This is a genomic window from Collinsella sp. AM17-1 (assembly GCF_003470665.1).
Taxonomy (GTDB): domain Bacteria; phylum Actinomycetota; class Coriobacteriia; order Coriobacteriales; family Coriobacteriaceae; genus Collinsella.
The window spans coordinates 1-17385 of the sequence record NZ_QRJZ01000004.1 but is presented as its reverse complement, the minus strand read 5'-3'; the positions used below and the strand labels follow the sequence as shown (position 1 = coordinate 17385).

Sequence of the window (17385 nt, the reverse complement as noted above, 5' to 3'; positions counted from 1 at the left end):
CCCCGTCCCAGAAAAATCATGCTAGGCAGTGTAGGCAATCGTTGATTTCACGGCGTGGCGCCAGCCGGCGATCTTTTTGGCTCGCTCGTCGGCGGGCATCGACGGCTCCACGATGCCGCGGGCGCCGTAGACGTCGACGACATCGCGCGTGTACATGTCCAGCGCAATGCCACAGGCCCAGGCCGCACCCAGGCCGCTCATCTCGTCGTTGCTCGCGATGCGGATGGGCGAGCCAACCAGGTCGCTCTCAAACTGCATCAGGTACGCATCGCGCGTGGGACCGCCGTCAACACGAAGTTCGGCCAGCGCCGCGCCCGAATCCTCGACCATCGCATCAATCACGTCAAAGATCTGATAGGCGATCGACTCGTCGGCGGCCTTCACGAACTCCGCGCGACCCGTGGTGCGCGTCATGCCAAAGACGCAGCCCTCGGCGTCACTCGCCCAGTGCGGCGCGCCCAGACCGGTAAACGCCGGCACAAAGTAGACGCGGCTCGCCGGATTGGCGGCGTAGCACAGGTCGGTAACTTCCTCGGGGTTATTGATGAGCTCCAGATCGTCGCGCAGCCACGTCTTGACGGCGCCGGCGTAGCTCACGTTGCCCTCGAGCACGTACTCGGTCACGCCGTCCATGCGCCATGCGAGCGAGCTCGAAAGCCCGTGCGAGCTGGCGACGAACTCGTCGCCGACGTTCATCATGACCGAGCTGCCGGTGCCATAGGTCGCCTTGGCCATGCCGCGGCTATGGCAGCCCTGCGCAAACAAGGCGGCATGGCTGTCGCCGAGCACGCCGTGAATGGGCACGGGTGCCGGCAAAAAGCCGCCCAGGTCCGTCATGCCGAACAGGCCATCGGAATCGGTCACCTGCGGCAGGCAGGCCACGTCAACGCCAAAGGCCTCGCACACCGGCTCGCTCCAGCAGCCACGGCGCAGGTCAAAGAGTTGCGTGCGGCTGGCGTTGGACCAGTCGCAGCGGAACTCCGCGCCGCCCGTGAGCGTCCAGACCACCCAGGCATCGATGGTGCCCAGGCACAGCTCGCCCGCTGCAGCGGCCTCGGCAGCCGTGGGAACGTTCGCGAGGATCCAGGCCATCTTGCCCGCCGGGTAGTAGGGCGAGAGCACTAGACCCGTCGTGTCGCGCACCAGCTCGGCCACGCCCTCGCGCGCGGCCAGCTCGTCGCACAGCTCGCGGGCGCGGGCGCACTGCCACACCACGGCGTCGCACAGCGGCTCGCCCGTCGTGCGGTTCCAGGCAACGGTAGTCTCGCGCTGGTTGGAGATGCCGATGCCGGCGACGTCGGCCGGATCGACCCCGGTCTCCTCCACCACGGCGCGCGCCACGGCCAGCACGTTGGCGGCGATCTCGGCTGGATCATGGCTCACCCAGCCGGCCTCGTTGACAATCTGGCGATGCGAGCGATCGGCACGATGAATCAAATGGCCGCCCTCGTCCACCAGCAGCGCCTTGGTGCCCTGCGTGGATTGATCGATTCCGATGATGTAGCGGCCCATGGCCACCCCTTTCAAAACGAATGTGACAAAGGGGCGGTCCCTTTGTCACATTCCAGTTACTCTGCGGGCAAGAACTCGGCGACGGTCTGCGCGATTCCGGCACCCGTCAGGCCGTAGTGCGCAAAGACCTCGGGGCTCGTACCGGTGATGACCGGCGCGTCGGGCAGGGAGAGGCACTTGACCGGACGCGGGCAATGCTCGCCCACGACCTGCGCGACCATGGAACCCAGGCCGCCGAAGGGGCTGTGCTCCTCGACGGTCACGACGGCGCGCGTGGCGCCGGCGGCCTCGATCACGGCCTCGGCGTCGAGCGGCTTGACGCAGTACATGTCGAGCACCGTTGCCGAGATTCCCTGCTCGGCCAGCAGATCGGCGGCGTCCACGGCGTGGCGGACCATCTCGCCGGTGGCGACGAGCGTCACATCGGTGCCGCGACGCACCCAGGTGGCGCGATCCATCTGGAACGGACACTCGTCCTCGGTGTACACGTCCTCGACCGGGTTGCGCCCCACGCGGATGTAGGCCGGCTTGTTGTCGGCTACCAGGGCGCGCACAAGCTCGGCGGTCTGGAAGCGGTCGCTCGGCAGATACACGCGCATGTTGGGAATCGCGCTCATAGCGGCGATATCCTGCGCAGAATGGTGGCTCATACCCAGGGCGCCATAGGACACGCCGCCCGAGATGCCGATGAGCTTGACGTTGGTGTTGGAGTACGAAACGTCGACCTTGCACTGCTCATACGAACGCGTGGTCACAAAGGACGCCGGCGAGGCGGCCCAGGCCTTCTTACCGCACGAGGCCATGCCGGCAGCGATGCTCACCAGGTCCTGCTCGGCAATGCCGACCTCAATGGACTGCTGGGGATACTGATCGAAGAACGGCGTGAGCGACGCGGAGCCGCGGGAGTCGGAGCACAGGACGACGATGTCTTTATCGGTTGCGGCGGCCTCGAGCAGCGTGTCGCAGATAACCTTGCGGTTGGCGATCTTGTTAGCCATTGATAGCCTCCTTATGGGCAGCGAAATCGGCGATGATCTGGGCATATTCCTCATCGTTGGGCAGGTGATGATGCCAGGCGGCCTTGTCCTCCATAACCGGCGAGCCGTAGCCCTTCACCGTGTTGAGGATGATAACCGTGGGCTTACCCTTGGTCTCGGCGGCCAGCGTCAGCGCGGCGTCGATGGCCTGAATGTCGTTGCCCGGAATGGAGAGCACGTTCCAACCGAAGGCGGCCCAGCGCTCCTCCTGTGAGTCCTGCTTCATGACGTCCTCGGTGCTGCCGCTGATCTGCAGGCGGTTGCGGTCCACGAGCGCGCACAGGTTATCGAGCTGGTAGTTGCCGCCGCTCATGGCGCCCTCCCAGACCGAGCCCTCGGCAAGCTCGCCGTCGCCCATGATGGTGTAGACGCGGTAGTCGCGGCCATCCATCTTGCCGGCAAGCGCCATCCCGACGGCCACGGGCAGGCCGTGACCCAGCGAGCCCGAGTTCATCTCGATGCCCTTGAGCTTGTTGTTGGGGTGGCCGATGTAGGGGCTGCCGAACTTGGAGAAGCGGGCCTTGACGTCATCGAGGTCAAGATAGCCCTCGTGGCAGAGCACCGCGTAGTAGGCCTCCATGGCGTGGCCCTTGGAGAGCACGAAGCGATCGCGGTTGGGATCGTCGACGGTCTCGGGAGAAATGTTGAGGTGGTTGGCGTAGAGGGTCATCAGCGCATCGATGACCGACATGTCGCCGCCGATGTGCCCGCCGGCGCCAGCCATGATGATATCGACGCAATCGCGGCGAAGGTCCCAACGCAGGGATTCAAGCTCTTCGATAGTTGCCATTTCTACTCTCCTCGCAGGTAAGCTTTGACGTCTTCTTCGATGGGATCGTACAGGTCGGGGACAATGCCGATGTACTTGCACGCCTCGTAGAGCACCGGCACCACGTTGGCGTGGACGGCGACACAGTGGTGGATGTAGGGACCCTCGACGATCTTGGCCTCGAGGCGCTTGAGGTTTTCGACCTCGACCCACAGGTAGGTGCCCATGCCGGCCGGGCCGTCGATGCCGCGGGCGTTGCCCAGCAGCAGCGAGTACTCGCCGTTGTCGCCGTCAAAGCGGGCAAGGGTGAGGTCGCCGTGCTTGGCCTCGGCCGTCAGCGCGCCGGGGTGATCGAAAGCCAGCGGGTAAGTGAGCTTGGGCTTGACAGCCGCGCAGCTGCAGGGCCAGGGGCCGCAGTGCTGCAGCAGCTCGCCGTTCTCGTTGTCGGGATGACGCACGGTCCAGTCGGCGAACATGCCGCGGTGACGGCCCAGGTCGGCGGCCTCGACCATCAGCGCGGTGATGGCGCCGTGAATATCGGTCTCGCATACGATGGGGATACCCATCTCGTTGAGGATGGCATTGGCGGCGCAGGGCATAATGCCCAGCTCGTCCTGCAGGGCGTTCCAGCACTGGATGGCGCCGGCGTTGCAGCCGTACTTCTCGACCAAGCGCTTCATGGCGATGGCAAGACCGGCGACCGCGGGAACCTTATCCTCGGGGATGCAGATCTCAAAGCTGTCGCTAATGTGGGCGAGCATGGCGGCCATGGCCTGCTCGTCGGTCTGGGCGTCGCGCACGGCCTGGACAAGCTCAGTCATGGGAATGGGCGAAAGCTGGATGTTGAACTTCTCGAGCAGCTCGCCCTCGTTGCACATGGTCGACCAGAAGTCGAACGGACGGGTGGCCATCTGCAGGATGCGGGTGTGCTTGAAGGTCTTGACCACGTTGCACACTGCCAGGAAGTCCCAGACGCCGCGCTCGAACTCGGGGTCGGTCAGGCGGCAGTTGGTCATGTAGGTAAAGGGCACCTGGAAGCGGCGCAGGACCTTGCCGGTCGCAAACAGGCCGCACTGGCTGTCGCGCAGACGGGTGCCGTCGGGCTCGGGGCGCTCGTCGCGCGGACCCCACAGCAGCACGGGCAGGCCGAGCTCGCGGGCAAGGCGGGCGCAGACATACTCGGTACCAAAGTTGGCGTGGCACAGCATGATGCCGTCGACGCCCTCGGCGCGGAACTTCTCGACGATAGGCGCGATATGGCTGTCGTCGAATAGCAGGCCCTCGTCGTTGATGTCGTCGATATCCACGATGTCGACGCCGATCTCGCGCAGGCGATCAGCCGTCAGGCCGCGATACTTGATCGCGTCCGGCGCGCTAAAGATACTGCGGCGCGTGGGCACAAAGCCGAGCTTGATCTTATCCATGTACGTCCTCCCCTAATCACATGTTCAGTAAACAGACGCATGTTTCGTTTTGTTCTGTTTACTAAATGTTTTACTCTTTTGTTTAGTAGTTTAGCGCGAAAGTCCCGTAAACGGTAGAGAAATCAGCCTAAACGGTATGTAAACAATCTGAACATACAAGGGCAACAAAAAGAGGGCCCCGAAGGACCCTCTCTATCCGCATATGTATGTACGCGAAATCAATACCGCCCTATTCCCGCGAGCACACCGCCCGCGGGGGTAATCTGGCTGCAAGGCCCGTGGTTACGCGCCCATCTTGCGATAGACGTCCACGAACTCCTTGGCAAGGATGCCAAAGCCCTCGGCACTCATAAGCTGATCCTCGGCATGGACAAGCAAAAGATCGATGCTCAGGTTCTCGCCAGCTGCAGTCTGCTGGACAAGGCCACCGTGAGCCGCGTGACCCTCGGCATAGTGCTGCTGGCCCTCGGCGATCTTCGCCTCGGCCTCTTCGAACTTGCCATCACGAGCTAGGTGAATCGCATCGATGTAGCAGCTGCGCGCGCAACCGACGCCTGCAATGATCTGAAAGCTCTGAAGCTGAATCTCTTCTGCCGTCATACCTACAGTCCCATCAGTTCCTTGGCCTGGGCCAGAGCCTTGGCGCCGTCCATCATGCCGTAGATGGCCATGGGGATCACGCCGACCGGTACCTCGGGGCATGCGGCAGAAACCTCGTCCTTGGCATAGCCAACCTGCGGCCCAAGCAGGATGCAGTCGGCATTGCGTCCGATGGTGGCAGCCTCGCTGACGGCGTGGGCGGAGACCTTGCACTCCAGACCCTCGGCGTCGGCAGCCTTCTTGATGTTCTTCATGATGATGCTCGTGGACATGCCACCGGCGCACATAAGAACGATGTTTTTCATTGCAGTTCCTTTCCTGTAACCCCTCACAGGGACTTATATGTTTCGGCAATCAACGCGATCGGCCGAACCTACGAACTTACGGACAATGACCTACTCGGCAGAAGCCTTTGCGGCGGCCTCCTCCTCGAGGGCCTCCTTGTCGGCCATCTTGACAAACGGGATGAACAGCAGGGCAACGGCGAGAATCGCAGCGCAGACAATGACAACCAGACCAGGACCGCCGATGAAGAAGTCGGTGATGGGCAGCGGCACGACGAACGGCATGTTGACCGTCGGGTTATACGCGTTGCCAAGACCCAGCAGCAGGCCAATGGCGGCAACGGCGCATGCGACCGGCTTGAGCAGGATGTAGGGGATGAACATATAGGGGTTCATGGCGACGGGCGTACCAAAGATGATGGGCTCGGAGATGTTGAAGATGGCAGGCACCAGAGCGACCTTGGAAAGCGTCTTGTAGCGCTCGGACTTGGCCGTGAGCAGTGCAAGCTCCATGCCCAGGGCGTCAACAGAACCCACGGAGAACATAACGATGAACGGCAGATACGGAAGCGGCTGGCCGGCAAGGTATGCCTCGACGTTGGCCAGAGCGCACGTCGAAACGACCGGCATGTACACGCTCATCAGGACGCTGGGATGTACACCAAAGAAGAACAGCAGGTTGCACAGGATAAAGTAGACGACGACGGCCCACGGGCTGGAGCCCAGGAACATAACGGGCACCGCAATGGTGGAGTTGATGAGGTTAAAGACATCGCCGTAGCTCGTCAGGCCCATGCCCCACTTAAGCAGCGCGGCCGAGGTAAAGATGACGATGGCGCAGAACATCGGGGACAGCGAGTCGTTGACGAACTGCGGAACGGAATCGGGCATGGGAATGGCGATATGCTTCATAAGGAAGTTGAGCGCCTTCGGCACGATCAGCGCCACGAGCAGGGCCACGAACAGACCCGAGCTACCCAGGTAACGGGTGGTGATGAAGGTCGAGCCGTCCTCGGCATGGCCCAGCGGGATCAGCAGGAGCAGAACGCCAATGGACGCAACCGTCGTCGTAAGGCCCTTGTTCTCAAGCACCTTGCCGTAGGAGTACGAAACCGAAGCGCACATGTAGATGGCACCGAGGTTCATGGTGACGACCAACACATCGGCAATCGTCGCCGACATGCCAGTGCCGGTAAGGAACGCCTGCAGCGGCGGGATCGGCAGTCCGTTGATGATGGAGAGCAGCGCCACGCCCAGCGTAACGGGCATGGTCGCCATCATGCCGGACATAAGGCCCTTTACGACCTTAAAGCTGCTCACTTTGTGGGCAATGGGGCCCACGTGCTTCTCGAGGAAGCCCTGCATCGAATCGAGAACGCTCATTTCGTGTTCACTGATCCTCTCTAAACGATTCATCTAGCTGTCAAGCGGGAAATTGCGGCCGACTCTTTCCCGCCTATGACCAAGGGAAATATGGTTATGCCTTGAGCTCGAGGACGAGGAGCCAATCCCCAACCTCGGGTTTGTCAGGCAGTGTGATGCTGTCCGTGACGACAGAGACGTTCTCGCCGTCACGGTATGCGCCCGTGCGGGGGTTAAACCATCGGCTTGCATAGGCAGCGCCCGTCGGCACGCCCTCGATAGCAAGCTTTCGGCGCACGGTATCGCCAAAGTACGCGACGATGCGCGAAAGGTCTCGGTTGGCGGTTGCCAGCGGAGCCTTGTTGGCAAACAGGTTGCCCGCATCGGTCGTTTCGTAGGGAGCGAGCTCCCAGAAGTGATTTTCTTCGTAGAAGGAGCGCATATAGCCCATCTGGACTGCACCCTCTCCGTCTACCGCCTGGGCCCACGTAATGCCAAAGCGGTTGAAGATCGCCATAAAGGGATCGAGCTCCTCGGGACTTTCCCACACGTTGTCCCAGATGCCCTGGGCTCCGTAGGTATAGCCAGCGCCGCCCGCCTGCATGCAGATATACGCCACGCGACGCAACATGTCTGCGGTGCACAGGCGCGTACCCATTTCCTCGAGCGTCGAGCAAAACTCGTAGAGCGCCTCGCCCTCGACGAAGGGCTTGTCGTCATGAGCTGCCAGATAGTCAAAGTAGTCGCTCGCCTTGATCAGGTAATCGCCATGACCGGCCTGGTTGAGCGTAAAGTCCATCCAAGCCTCGTCCTGGTAGTAATCGGCAAAGGGGCGCTCGTTGGTATAGTGCGCCGTAGCCAGGTGGCCATAGCCGTCGCGGGCCTCGATCTCCAAGGCGACCTCACGCCATCCGTCGATCAAAGCGGCTCGATCTTCTTTGCCATACCCGGCAACCTCGCCGGCAAGCGTCCAAACCATCGGATATGCGCCATAGCGCGCCACCAGATAGCGGGCAAGGTGCTTTTGATGCTCCACGCCATGATCGCCGCGAATAGAAAACGCCCATGCCTGGCCAAGCGCGTTGACCAAACCGGCATCGGCGACATAGGCCATGCGGCGATCAAGCTCCTGCCGGTAGAAAGCAACATTGGGCAGATCCTCTGCGCCCTTGGGCATACCGCCGTCAATCCAGTAGCGACCATCTGCGCCCATGTCAGAGCGCAAGTTGGTCTGGTAGACGGTAAATCCCTGCTTGGCACGCAGGTCGACCATGCCGCGGAACTGACTCGTCATGCCAGGGTGGTTCGACTTGTCCCAGCTCTCGCGGTAGGCAAACTCCCAGTGGGTGTCGCCGAGCCAAAAAAACGGCGTGCCATCCGAATAGGCAAATAAGTGCGGGTTGTCCGCGACGCGGATAAAGCCGTGGCGATACAGGTCGAGGTCGCCCTTGTACGGTACAGCCTCGACGCTGCCCACACGGCCATTAAGACCGGTCTGCTCGGGAGCCTCGATACCATAGTTCCAAGCGCCGAGCTCGGTCGGGGCAAACGAGACGCGGTAGGTGCGGTCGCCGTCCCAGTAGGCCTCGCGGCGGATCACCCTGCCGCTCGGACCGACAAACTCCGCCCAAATCTCAACATCCAAAAACGGGTTGTCGAACGAACAGGCGCTCTCAAACGTCAGAACGACCGGACGCCAGATCTCGGCGACAGCGTCTTGGTTCAACGTCGTATCCATTACAGACCCCTCTCCGGTCTTAATACCTACTAGTTCAGTCCTCGCTCGCTCGCGGACCTCACGGCAAAGTCAACGATCGCCCGGGCGTCTTCGGCACAGACAAAGCCTTGCGACACCTCAATCGCCGTATCGCGCTCGCACAGGGCGCGGTAGTTTTCGAGCGATCCGTACAGCTCCTTGAGCATCGATGCCGAGAACGACTCCATGTGGCCAAACAGCCCATCCTTGTCGCTCGTCTTATCGACCGTGCCCTGACCCGGCTCGACCAGGCTCGTGTTGGAGTAACGGGCAAACGGATGCTCGAGCAGGCAGGTGCGAAGACCGCCCTTGGTGTTGCCCAGGGCATCCTTTACGTTCTCGCCGTTTGCATCCAGCTCAATGCGCGGGCACGTTGCCGGCGCGGCGCCGGTGCGGACCCAACGGAACAGGTTGCGGAAGGCAGCGTGGAAGAGATACTGCGACGGATAGGCGTTTGCCTCGGCATGCTTGCCGACATACACCGGCAGGTGGTCGATACGCTTAAGATCCTCGTCGTCCTGGTAATAGTCGACATAGCTCCACTGCGTATCGTGGGAGGCGCCCGTCACCTCGTACAGTCGGTACTTAAAATCGGGGGCATCGCTATCGGGCATAAGCGTGCGCCAACTCTCAAAGCGACCGTTCTCGCTTTCGGTCTGAAGGGCGATGAACGGCTCCTCGACGTGCTCCACGCGCATCAGGTGATGCGCATAGCCCCGGCAGCACTCATACTGGTTGACGGGAGTGCACAGCGAATGGATGCCGCCGCCGGACAGATAGCCGTCAAACACGCGGCCGTCGCGGCGCACCTCCTCGCGATAGGCAAAGCTGTTGAGGTAGCGGAACAGATAGGCGCCTGACTGGGACCATCCCGTAAGGCAGATCGCCTGGTGCGGATAATCGCGGATCGGGTTGAGGTCGGAGTCCTCGCGCAGGAGCCACGCAAGATCGGTCAGCATATCCCAAAACAGACCCGTCTCGTAGGAGATGTCCATGTCGGGAAGTGCGCCGCCGCGCTCGAGCTCGGCCGGATCATAGTCGAAGGGTCGCTCGGGAGTCGGGTTCGCCCAATTCATAAAGGCATAGCGATCGGGATTGAATTCCTTGAGCTTGGCGATGGTATTGGGCTTGCTGGTGATGCCCACATAGATGTCACCAGAGCGCACAAACTCGCCGTAGCCCAGAATCCACATGCGCTCGATTTCCATGAACGATGTGGGGTTGATAATCTCGACCACCACGTTGCCACTCGCCTGCGCCGGATCTTTGGGCGCGCGGACAACAATGCGATTGGAATAGGGGGCATCGGCGGTCATGACCTCTACGCCGCCATCTTCGTCGGCAGTGCGATACACGTTGGCGGTGCCGTCAACGCGATATTCGCGTTCGACGTAGCCATTCGCGCTCAGATGACAGTAGCGCTCGGCACTCGAAAACGGATAGCTCTCATCCGTAACGGGCATTTCGGAAATAACGCTGATCATCTCGTCCCCCCTTGTTGTTGCGTTTGTTGAGACAAACTCTACTGGGGACGCAACTTAACTTCTATCGATTCTTAAGTTGACTTACTAAATATTTAGCTTAATGAACAGCCGAGTGTTAAGCTCGTTTTAAGTTAACAACCGTTAGGAACCACCATGGCCGTTACTGCAAAACAAATTGCTGATCAGCTGGGAATCTCGGCAGCGGCCGTCTCCCTTGCACTTAACAATCGACGCGGCGTAAGCGAAAAAACACGGCAGCTGGTGCTCAGCACCGCTGAAGCCCTAGGTTACGACTTTAGCAAGATTAAGTTCGAGCGACAAAGAAGCGGAACCGTTGCCTTGGTTGCCTTTAACCGGCGCCGCATCTTTGCGAGCCCCTTTTTCGCCGACATGCTCGCCGGAGTCGAGGGCGCCCTTAGGCATGCGGGATTCTCGTTTTCGCTGGTGAACTACTCGCCATTCGAAAACATTCACCAACAGATCGCCGACATCGCCGACATCGCCGACATCGCCGACATCGCCGACATCGCCGACATCGCCGAGGCACGATATGACGGCGTCATCATCCTCGCAACCGAGATGTACGAGTCGGATTTTTTGCCGTTTGCATCGCTGGACTGCCCTCTGCTGCTGCTGGACTCATGCATGAGCGTTGGGGTCGACACGGTCAAGATCGACAACGCTGCCAGTATGACACTTGCCGTACAGTACCTGTATTCGAAGTATGGATCGGTCCCCGGCCTGTTAACGACGCCCATTACCTTGGGCAACTTCGCCGAACGACGTTTCGCCTACGAGCACGCCATCGGTCAGCTAGCCGGGTCGGAAAAATGCGGCATCATCCACGAGCTCGCCGTCGATCTAGACGAGGCCTACTCGGGCATGCTCGACATTATTGATTCGGGCGAGCCCCTTGCCCAAAGCTACGTCGCCGTCTTTGACGATATGGCTATTGGAGCCATGAAAGCCTTCATCGAGCGCGGCTATCGCGTGCCCGAAGACGTACGCATCGTCGGCTTCGACAACAACATCGGCGGCACCTACGTTCAGCCGCAGCTGACCACGCTCAACGTTCCTTCGCAGTATATGGGCATCATCGCCGCACGACGCCTCGTCGAGGTCATCGACGAGGCCGAGCACCACCCGCTCAAAATCGAGCTGGGGGCATCGCTTATCAAACGCCGTTCCGCCTAGATCTCGCGCACGCTTTGGCGCTCGACAAAATAGGTCGACACGGCGGTCTTGCAGGTGTAGCTCTTGGGGTTGCGGATGTTGCCCACCAGGCGGCGCACCGCGATCTCACCCACCTCGTGCTTGGGAACATGCACCGTGGTGAGCGGCGGGTTGGAAAAAGCGCCCAGAGATAGGTCGTCAAAGCCGATGATCGAGACATCCTCGGGCACGCGAATGCCGTGCTCGTTGAACGCGCGCATGGCACCCACGGCGAGCACGTCGTTCTCGGCAAAGAAAGCCGTCGGCAGGTCGTCGTGCGAGGCATTGTCGAGCCACGCGCCCATATCGCGATAGGCACCTTCGAGCGTGGTGCCCAGCGTGACGCGCCATGCCGGGTTTGCCTCGAGGTCCGCATCCTCAAGCGCCTGGCGATAGCCGCGCTCGCGATCCTTAAAGTTGCGGATGCGAAGGTCGCCTGCCAGATAGCCGATTTGCTTGTGGCCTTTCTCGATAAGGTAGTCCACGGCACGCAGCACCGAATCGGTGTTGGCAATAACTACGGCATCGAAGTACTGACGATCGCTCCAGCCATCGAGCACAATCAGGTGGGCGGCAGCGTTGGCGAACAGGGCGTAGTCCTCCTCACCCAGCTCGGTGCCCATCAGCACGATGGCGGCAGACGGGTCGGTGATCAGGCCCTCGACCTGCGGACGCACGGCGTCCAGGTCGCTAAAGTCGAGCGAGACAAAGCTCGTGCTCATGCCGTGGCGACGCGCCTGGCGCTCCACGCCCTCGATGACCGCGGGGTGGAAGGTGCTCTCATCCAGGATGGCGCCCGTCTTGCGCGCGAGCACAAACTGGATGCTCTCGAGCTGCGTCGACTGCTGATAGCCGAGCGACTGCGCACACTCCAAGATGACCTTGGCGGTCTCCTCGCTCACGCTGCGCTTGCGGTTGAGCGCGTTGGACACGGTCGCAGGCGAAAAACCGGTGATGCGGCTGATCTCGCGAACACTTGCTTTGGCCATTGTTCCCCCTAGCAACGGTCGTGGCGGAGCATCGTGGCCTGACCGCCCCGTGACTCGACAACTAAACGACCGCAAATTCAATCTAAACAGAATAGTAAATGTTTAATAGCTAGTTTAGCCTGTTGTCAAGCGAAGCGACGCGACTATTCCCCCAACGGGCGTATTTACTCGGTAGCTAATCTGGAACGGGGCACAGAAGCCGTTTAGCCAAGGATGCGAGCCATGCGTGCCTTAAATTCCACGAGAAAACGTGAGGCGTCCACGGTGAGCGCCACGAGCGCGCTCTTATCTGGATCGGACAGACGGTGCTCGTCGCAGATGGTGCGGCCGCGATACTCGCCCAGCAAGTCAACGCGCAGGTTACAGCCGAGCGCACCCACGAGCGTGGGATCAATCGCCACGGCAACCGCCAGCGGATCGTGCAGCGCGCAGCCGCCCAGGTAGGGCGCGTTCATTTCGTACGAACCGATATAGTGCTCGACCATGCTCGCAAACGCGCAGCCAGCCATAGTGCCCGAGCCCGTCCAGCCGGCAATGTCGCGACGCGTGAGCACCACGCGATGCGTCACATCCAGCCCCACCATAGTGAGCTTGCGACCCGAACGCAGCACGGCATCGGCCGCCTCGGGATCACTTGCCATATTGGCCTCGGCGCCCGCGCTCACGTTGCCGGGCACGGTAAGCGCACCGCCCATCACGACCACGCGGCCGATGGACATCATCGCCGCCGCATCGCGCTCCAGGGCAAGCGCCAGATTGGTGAGCGGGCCGGTCGCAACGTAGACCAGATCGGGACCATAGGTACGCGCGGCATCAATCAGGTAATCGACCGCCGCATTGCCATCGGCCGACGTCGCGCCCACCGGCTCGTACGGCGAGGCTGGCACGCTTGCGCCGCCGATGCCGTTCTTGCCGTGGATAAGCGTGGTGGACGCCGGCGGCGTGTAGGGTTCGGTTGCCTTCATGGGACAATCGGCGCCCAGGTACACCGGCACCTCGGGACGACCCAACAGGTCGAGCACCGCCAAGCAGTTGTGCGCCGACTGCTCGACGCGCACGTTGCCAAAGCACGTGGTGATGCCGACGAGCTCCACCTCGGGGCTCGCGATGGCATAGGCAAGCGCCATCGCATCATCCACACCCATATCCAGATCAAGGATCAGCTTCTTGGTTGCCATTGTTCTACTCCGCTTCTCCGTCTACATCCAAACCGTCTAAACCAAACTTGTGCTCGACTTCCGCACGCGTGGGAATTGATTGCTGAGCGCCCAGGCGCGACACCGTCACCGCCGAGGCGCGAGCGCCCGCCGCCATGCACTCAAAGAGCGGCAGGCCCTCCAGACGAGCCGCCGCCAACGCGCCGATAAACGTATCGCCCGCGGCCGTCGTATCGACCACCGCGCTCGAAAGCGCCGGCATGCGCAGCGGCTCACCGCCATCGCCGAGCGTAACCGAGCCGGCGCCGCCCAACGTGATGACCGCAGCCCCGGCGCCCTTGTCGAGCAGCGCATTGAGCGCGGCGACGCAACTCGCATCATCCGTAGGCAGAATGCCCGTCAGCACCTGGCACTCGGTCTCGTTGGGGCAGACCAGGTCGACCGCTGGCCACGCTCCTGCCGGCAGGTCGCAGGCGGGCGCCGGGTTAAAGATCGTATAGAACCCCAGCTCGTGAACGCAAGAGAGCGCGGCGGCCGTTGCCATCAGATCGCATTCGCCCTGGGCAATAAAGACGCTTCCGGCAGCCGGGGCAATCTCGCTGGCATCGCCGTCGAGCTCGTCGGCCACCAAGCGCCTCAGTGCGCGGGCAACGTCCTCGCCCGCAAGCGCATGGTTGGCGCCCGGCGACAGCACGATGCGGTTGTCGCTCTCGCAGCGAATGATAGTCGCGGTACCGGTCTCCACGTCATCGCGACGCGCCACAAACTCAACGCCCACGCCGGCATCCTGGAGCCCTGCCACGAGCGCATCGCCAAAGGTATCGCGCCCAACAGCGCCGATCATGCACGTGCGCGCACCCATGCGCGCAGCGGCAACGGCCTGATTGGCTCCCTTACCGCCGGCGTTGGTGATAAAACCGCTGCCATCGACCGTCTCGCCCGCGCGCGGCATGCGCTCGCACGCCACCGAAAGGTCCATGTTCATGCTGCCGAACACCGCAACGATGCTGTGATCCGCCATGGAAACCTCCTCGTCTTCAGGCTTTGCGCCCACCGTCGACCAACGATTGTGCACTCTCGCACCCCCTATAACTTTAGTCCACTTTGATGTGGACGCGCGCTTGAGCTTGCGCCAGCAGCAAGCATTCACAGGGGCAGGCAGCTACAATGAATACGTGCTGATTATTCTCGTCATTGGATGATGTTTTATGGAACAACTCTCGCAATCGGGCTCGCGCGGTCGACGCCGCACGGGCAACGAGCCGGCGCCGCACGAACGCGTGAAGGGCGAGCGCCGTGCCAACGAGCCGCGACGCACCGCGAGCCCCCATCGCGCTTCTGCCAACAACGCGGGCCGCGCCAACACTCCCGCCGCGGAGCAGACGCCTGCTCGCCCCAAGTCCCGCTACATCCCTGCGCTCGACGGTCTGCGCACGCTTGCCGTCGTCGCGGTGGTGCTCTATCACCTCAACCTCACGTGGGCTCAGGGCGGCCTGCTTGGCGTCACGATCTTCTTTGTGCTTTCGGGCTATCTGATCACGCGCTTGCTGCTCAACGAAGTCGCTAAGACCGGCCGCATCGACCTTAAGAGCTTCTGGATTCGCCGCATCCGTCGCCTGGTCCCCGCCGTGGTAACGGTAGTGTTCGTGACCTGCGCGCTGTGCACCATCTTTAACCACGTGATGCTCACCAAGATGCGCCCCGACATCCTGCCGTCGCTGCTGTTCTTCAACAACTGGTGGCAAATTGCCCAAAACGTCTCGTACTTCAACGCCCTGGGCGACCCCTCGCCGCTTACGCACTTTTGGTCGCTCGCCATCGAGGAACAGTTCTACCTGGTTTGGCCCCCGCTGCTGCTCGCTATGGTATCCATGCACATGAGCAAGCCCAACACACGCCGCGTGGTTCTGGGCCTGGCTGCTGTCTCCGCCATCGCCATGATGGTGCTCTATAACCCCGCCGCCGACCCCAGCCGCGTGTACTACGGCACCGACACCCGCGTGTTCTCGCTGCTGCTGGGCGCTTGGATGGCCTTTATCCCCGATCGCGACCTGGCGCCGGTGCGTCTCGCTCGTCGTTTGGGGCTCAATCGCCTGGCTGGCGCCGCCAAGCACGGCAAGAACGCCGAGGGCAAGCATGACGCTACGACCGACGGCGCAGCCGAGACCGTCCCGGCACAGCCGAGCGCCCTCGTGCGTTTTTGGTCCTCGCCCGCATCCATCGATATGTTGGGCGTCGTGGGTCTGGTTGGCCTTGCCGCCATGGTCGCGCTCACCAACGGCTACACCGCGTTCCAGTATCGCGGCGGCACGCTGTCATGCTCCATCCTCACGCTCATGGTCATCGCGGCCTGCGTGCAGCCCCAGGGAATGGTTGCCCGCGCGCTGTCCGCCGAGCCGCTCGTGTGGGTTGGCAAGCGCTCGTACAGCATCTACCTGTGGCACTATCCGCTACTGTTGCTCATGAACCCGGTCGCCAACATCAACGATACGCCGTGGTGGCAGTACATTTTGCAGGTGTTGTTGGTGGTCGCCGTAGCCGAATGCTCATATCGCTTTATCGAGACGCCGTTTAGAAAGGGCGCCTTTGGGCGCACCGTATCCGAGTTCCGCAACGGCACCACCACGCCCACCAACTGGGTGCGCGCGCATATTCCCGCGTGCGCCACTTGCGGCATCGTGCTTGTTATCGCGCTGGGCGGCCTGATCTTTGTGCCGGAAACTTCCGCACTGAGCGGTGAGGGCGCCGAAGTCCTCAACAAGGAAGCCAAAAACACCGCGCCAACGGACCAACAGGCAGCCGACGACACCGACAAGGACAACGACGGCTTCCCCGACGGATCCTACGACCTGCTGATGATCGGTGACTCCGTGTCGCTGCGCGCCGTTGATTCCTTTGACGGCGTGTTCCCCCACAGTCACATCGATGCCGAAAAGGGCCGCCAGTTTGATGCGGGCCGCGCGACATTTGAGGGCTATCTCCAACAGAACCTTGCCGGCAAGATCGTGGTCTTTGCGCTGGGAACCAATGGCTTGGTAACCGACGACCAGATTGACGCCATCATGGCCGATGCAGGAGATAAGCGTATTGTGGTGTTTGTGAACACGCGCAGCCCGCAGCCGTGGGTTGGCTCTACCAACCAGGCCATCGCCAACGCCGCTACGCGCTACAAGAACGTGCGCGTTATCGACTGGTACGGATACAGTGCCAATCGCAACGACCTGTTCGATGGCGATGGCACGCACCTGTCGACCACTGGCGTGACTGAGTACCTCAACTTGATCCGCGATGCAGTCAAGAAGGACCTGCCCGTGCATCCCGAGGATCACGTCAACGATCCGCAGCCGGCGGCCGTCAAGTCTGCCACCGACGCGCTCGTCAATGCGCTCGCTCTCAAGCCGCACAAGCTGGGCACCGACAAGTAACCTGCAGCGCAAACTTCCCACATCCGGAGGGGGTGCCTGCCACGGCAGGCACCCCCTCCGGCGGTTAGGGACGTTCCTTATGTGCCGGCACCTAGGGACACTCCTGGCACAGCCGAGGAACGCCCTCCTTGCGACCGAATTCTGGGCGCCTCGCCACCCCGAACGTTGTTTCCAAGCCCACACCCGAAGCAAACAACCCAAAATCACTCTTTTCGAGCCGGCTCCAAGAGGTCGTGGACAAAAAGGGGCAAATATGAGTACTGTTACCATTTTAGTAGCAGGCAAAACCACCCAAAATGGCGCCCCTGCGGTAGCGCGCGACGGTGGCGCGCGCAGACGTGGTGTAAGAGCGTCCCGAGGTCCGTCGCTGCAAG

General features: G+C 61.7%; 14 protein-coding genes. 2 read left to right on the top strand and 12 right to left on the bottom strand.

What is annotated here, in order from left to right:
* Positions 1 to 21: 21 nt before the first annotated feature.
* From DW195_RS03185 to DW195_RS03145, 9 genes are all read right to left on the bottom strand, one after another.
* On the bottom strand, positions 22 to 1512 hold the full coding sequence (locus DW195_RS03185; RefSeq protein WP_199576299.1) for a glycerol kinase GlpK: 1491 nt from the start codon (positions 1510 to 1512) through the stop codon (positions 22 to 24).
* Between the two features lie 56 nt (positions 1513 to 1568).
* Complete coding sequence (locus DW195_RS03180) at positions 1569 to 2510, bottom strand: transketolase family protein (RefSeq protein WP_099432483.1); 942 nt, start codon at positions 2508 to 2510, stop codon at positions 1569 to 1571.
* Entirely contained in the window at positions 2503 to 3339 is an 837-nt protein-coding gene (locus tag DW195_RS03175; protein WP_192934535.1) for a transketolase, read from the bottom strand. The genes DW195_RS03180 and DW195_RS03175 overlap by 8 nt, the downstream gene beginning before the upstream one ends.
* A 2-nt stretch (positions 3340 to 3341) precedes the next feature.
* Positions 3342 to 4742: an L-fucose/L-arabinose isomerase family protein gene (locus DW195_RS03170; protein WP_118205837.1), complete on the bottom strand. Its 1401-nt coding sequence runs from the start codon at positions 4740 to 4742 to the stop codon at positions 3342 to 3344.
* A 282-nt stretch (positions 4743 to 5024) separates the two neighbouring features.
* Positions 5025 to 5342 (bottom strand): PTS lactose/cellobiose transporter subunit IIA, encoded by a 318-nt coding sequence (locus DW195_RS03165; protein WP_118205836.1) that lies wholly within the window; start codon positions 5340 to 5342, stop codon positions 5025 to 5027.
* A gap of 2 nt (positions 5343 to 5344) precedes the next feature.
* Positions 5345 to 5647 carry a PTS sugar transporter subunit IIB gene (locus tag DW195_RS03160; RefSeq protein ID WP_118205835.1) on the bottom strand — a complete coding sequence of 101 codons (303 nt, stop codon included), beginning with the start codon at positions 5645 to 5647 and terminating at the stop codon, positions 5345 to 5347.
* A 90-nt stretch (positions 5648 to 5737) separates the two neighbouring features.
* Complete coding sequence (locus DW195_RS03155) at positions 5738 to 7009, bottom strand: PTS sugar transporter subunit IIC (RefSeq protein WP_158558708.1); 1272 nt, start codon at positions 7007 to 7009, stop codon at positions 5738 to 5740.
* Between the two features lie 94 nt (positions 7010 to 7103).
* Complete coding sequence (locus DW195_RS03150) at positions 7104 to 8726, bottom strand: DUF4038 domain-containing protein (RefSeq protein ID WP_118205834.1); 1623 nt, start codon at positions 8724 to 8726, stop codon at positions 7104 to 7106.
* A gap of 29 nt (positions 8727 to 8755) precedes the next feature.
* Positions 8756 to 10228, bottom strand: a complete 1473-nt coding sequence (locus DW195_RS03145; protein WP_118205833.1) for an alpha/beta hydrolase domain-containing protein — start codon at positions 10226 to 10228, stop codon at positions 8756 to 8758.
* A gap of 153 nt (positions 10229 to 10381) precedes the next feature.
* On the opposite strand from DW195_RS03145, the gene DW195_RS03140 reads away from it, so the two are divergent.
* Entirely contained in the window at positions 10382 to 11422 is a 1041-nt protein-coding gene (locus tag DW195_RS03140) for a LacI family DNA-binding transcriptional regulator (protein ID WP_118205832.1), read from the top strand.
* Here the strand turns inward: DW195_RS03140 and DW195_RS03135 are convergent.
* From DW195_RS03135 to DW195_RS03125, 3 genes are all read right to left on the bottom strand, one after another.
* Positions 11419 to 12429: a LacI family DNA-binding transcriptional regulator gene (locus tag DW195_RS03135; protein ID WP_118205831.1), complete on the bottom strand. Its 1011-nt coding sequence runs from the start codon at positions 12427 to 12429 to the stop codon at positions 11419 to 11421. The two genes, DW195_RS03140 and DW195_RS03135, sit on opposite strands and share 4 nt — an antisense overlap.
* A gap of 203 nt (positions 12430 to 12632) precedes the next feature.
* Positions 12633 to 13607 carry a nucleoside hydrolase gene (locus DW195_RS03130; RefSeq protein WP_118205830.1) on the bottom strand — a complete coding sequence of 325 codons (975 nt, stop codon included), beginning with the start codon at positions 13605 to 13607 and terminating at the stop codon, positions 12633 to 12635.
* Between the two features lie 4 nt (positions 13608 to 13611).
* Entirely contained in the window at positions 13612 to 14607 is a 996-nt protein-coding gene (locus tag DW195_RS03125) for a ribokinase (protein ID WP_118205829.1), read from the bottom strand.
* A 187-nt stretch (positions 14608 to 14794) separates the two neighbouring features.
* Between DW195_RS03125 and DW195_RS03120 the strand changes: the two genes are divergently transcribed.
* Complete coding sequence (locus DW195_RS03120) at positions 14795 to 17011, top strand: acyltransferase family protein (RefSeq protein WP_118205828.1); 2217 nt, start codon at positions 14795 to 14797, stop codon at positions 17009 to 17011.
* Positions 17012 to 17385 lie beyond the last annotated feature (374 nt).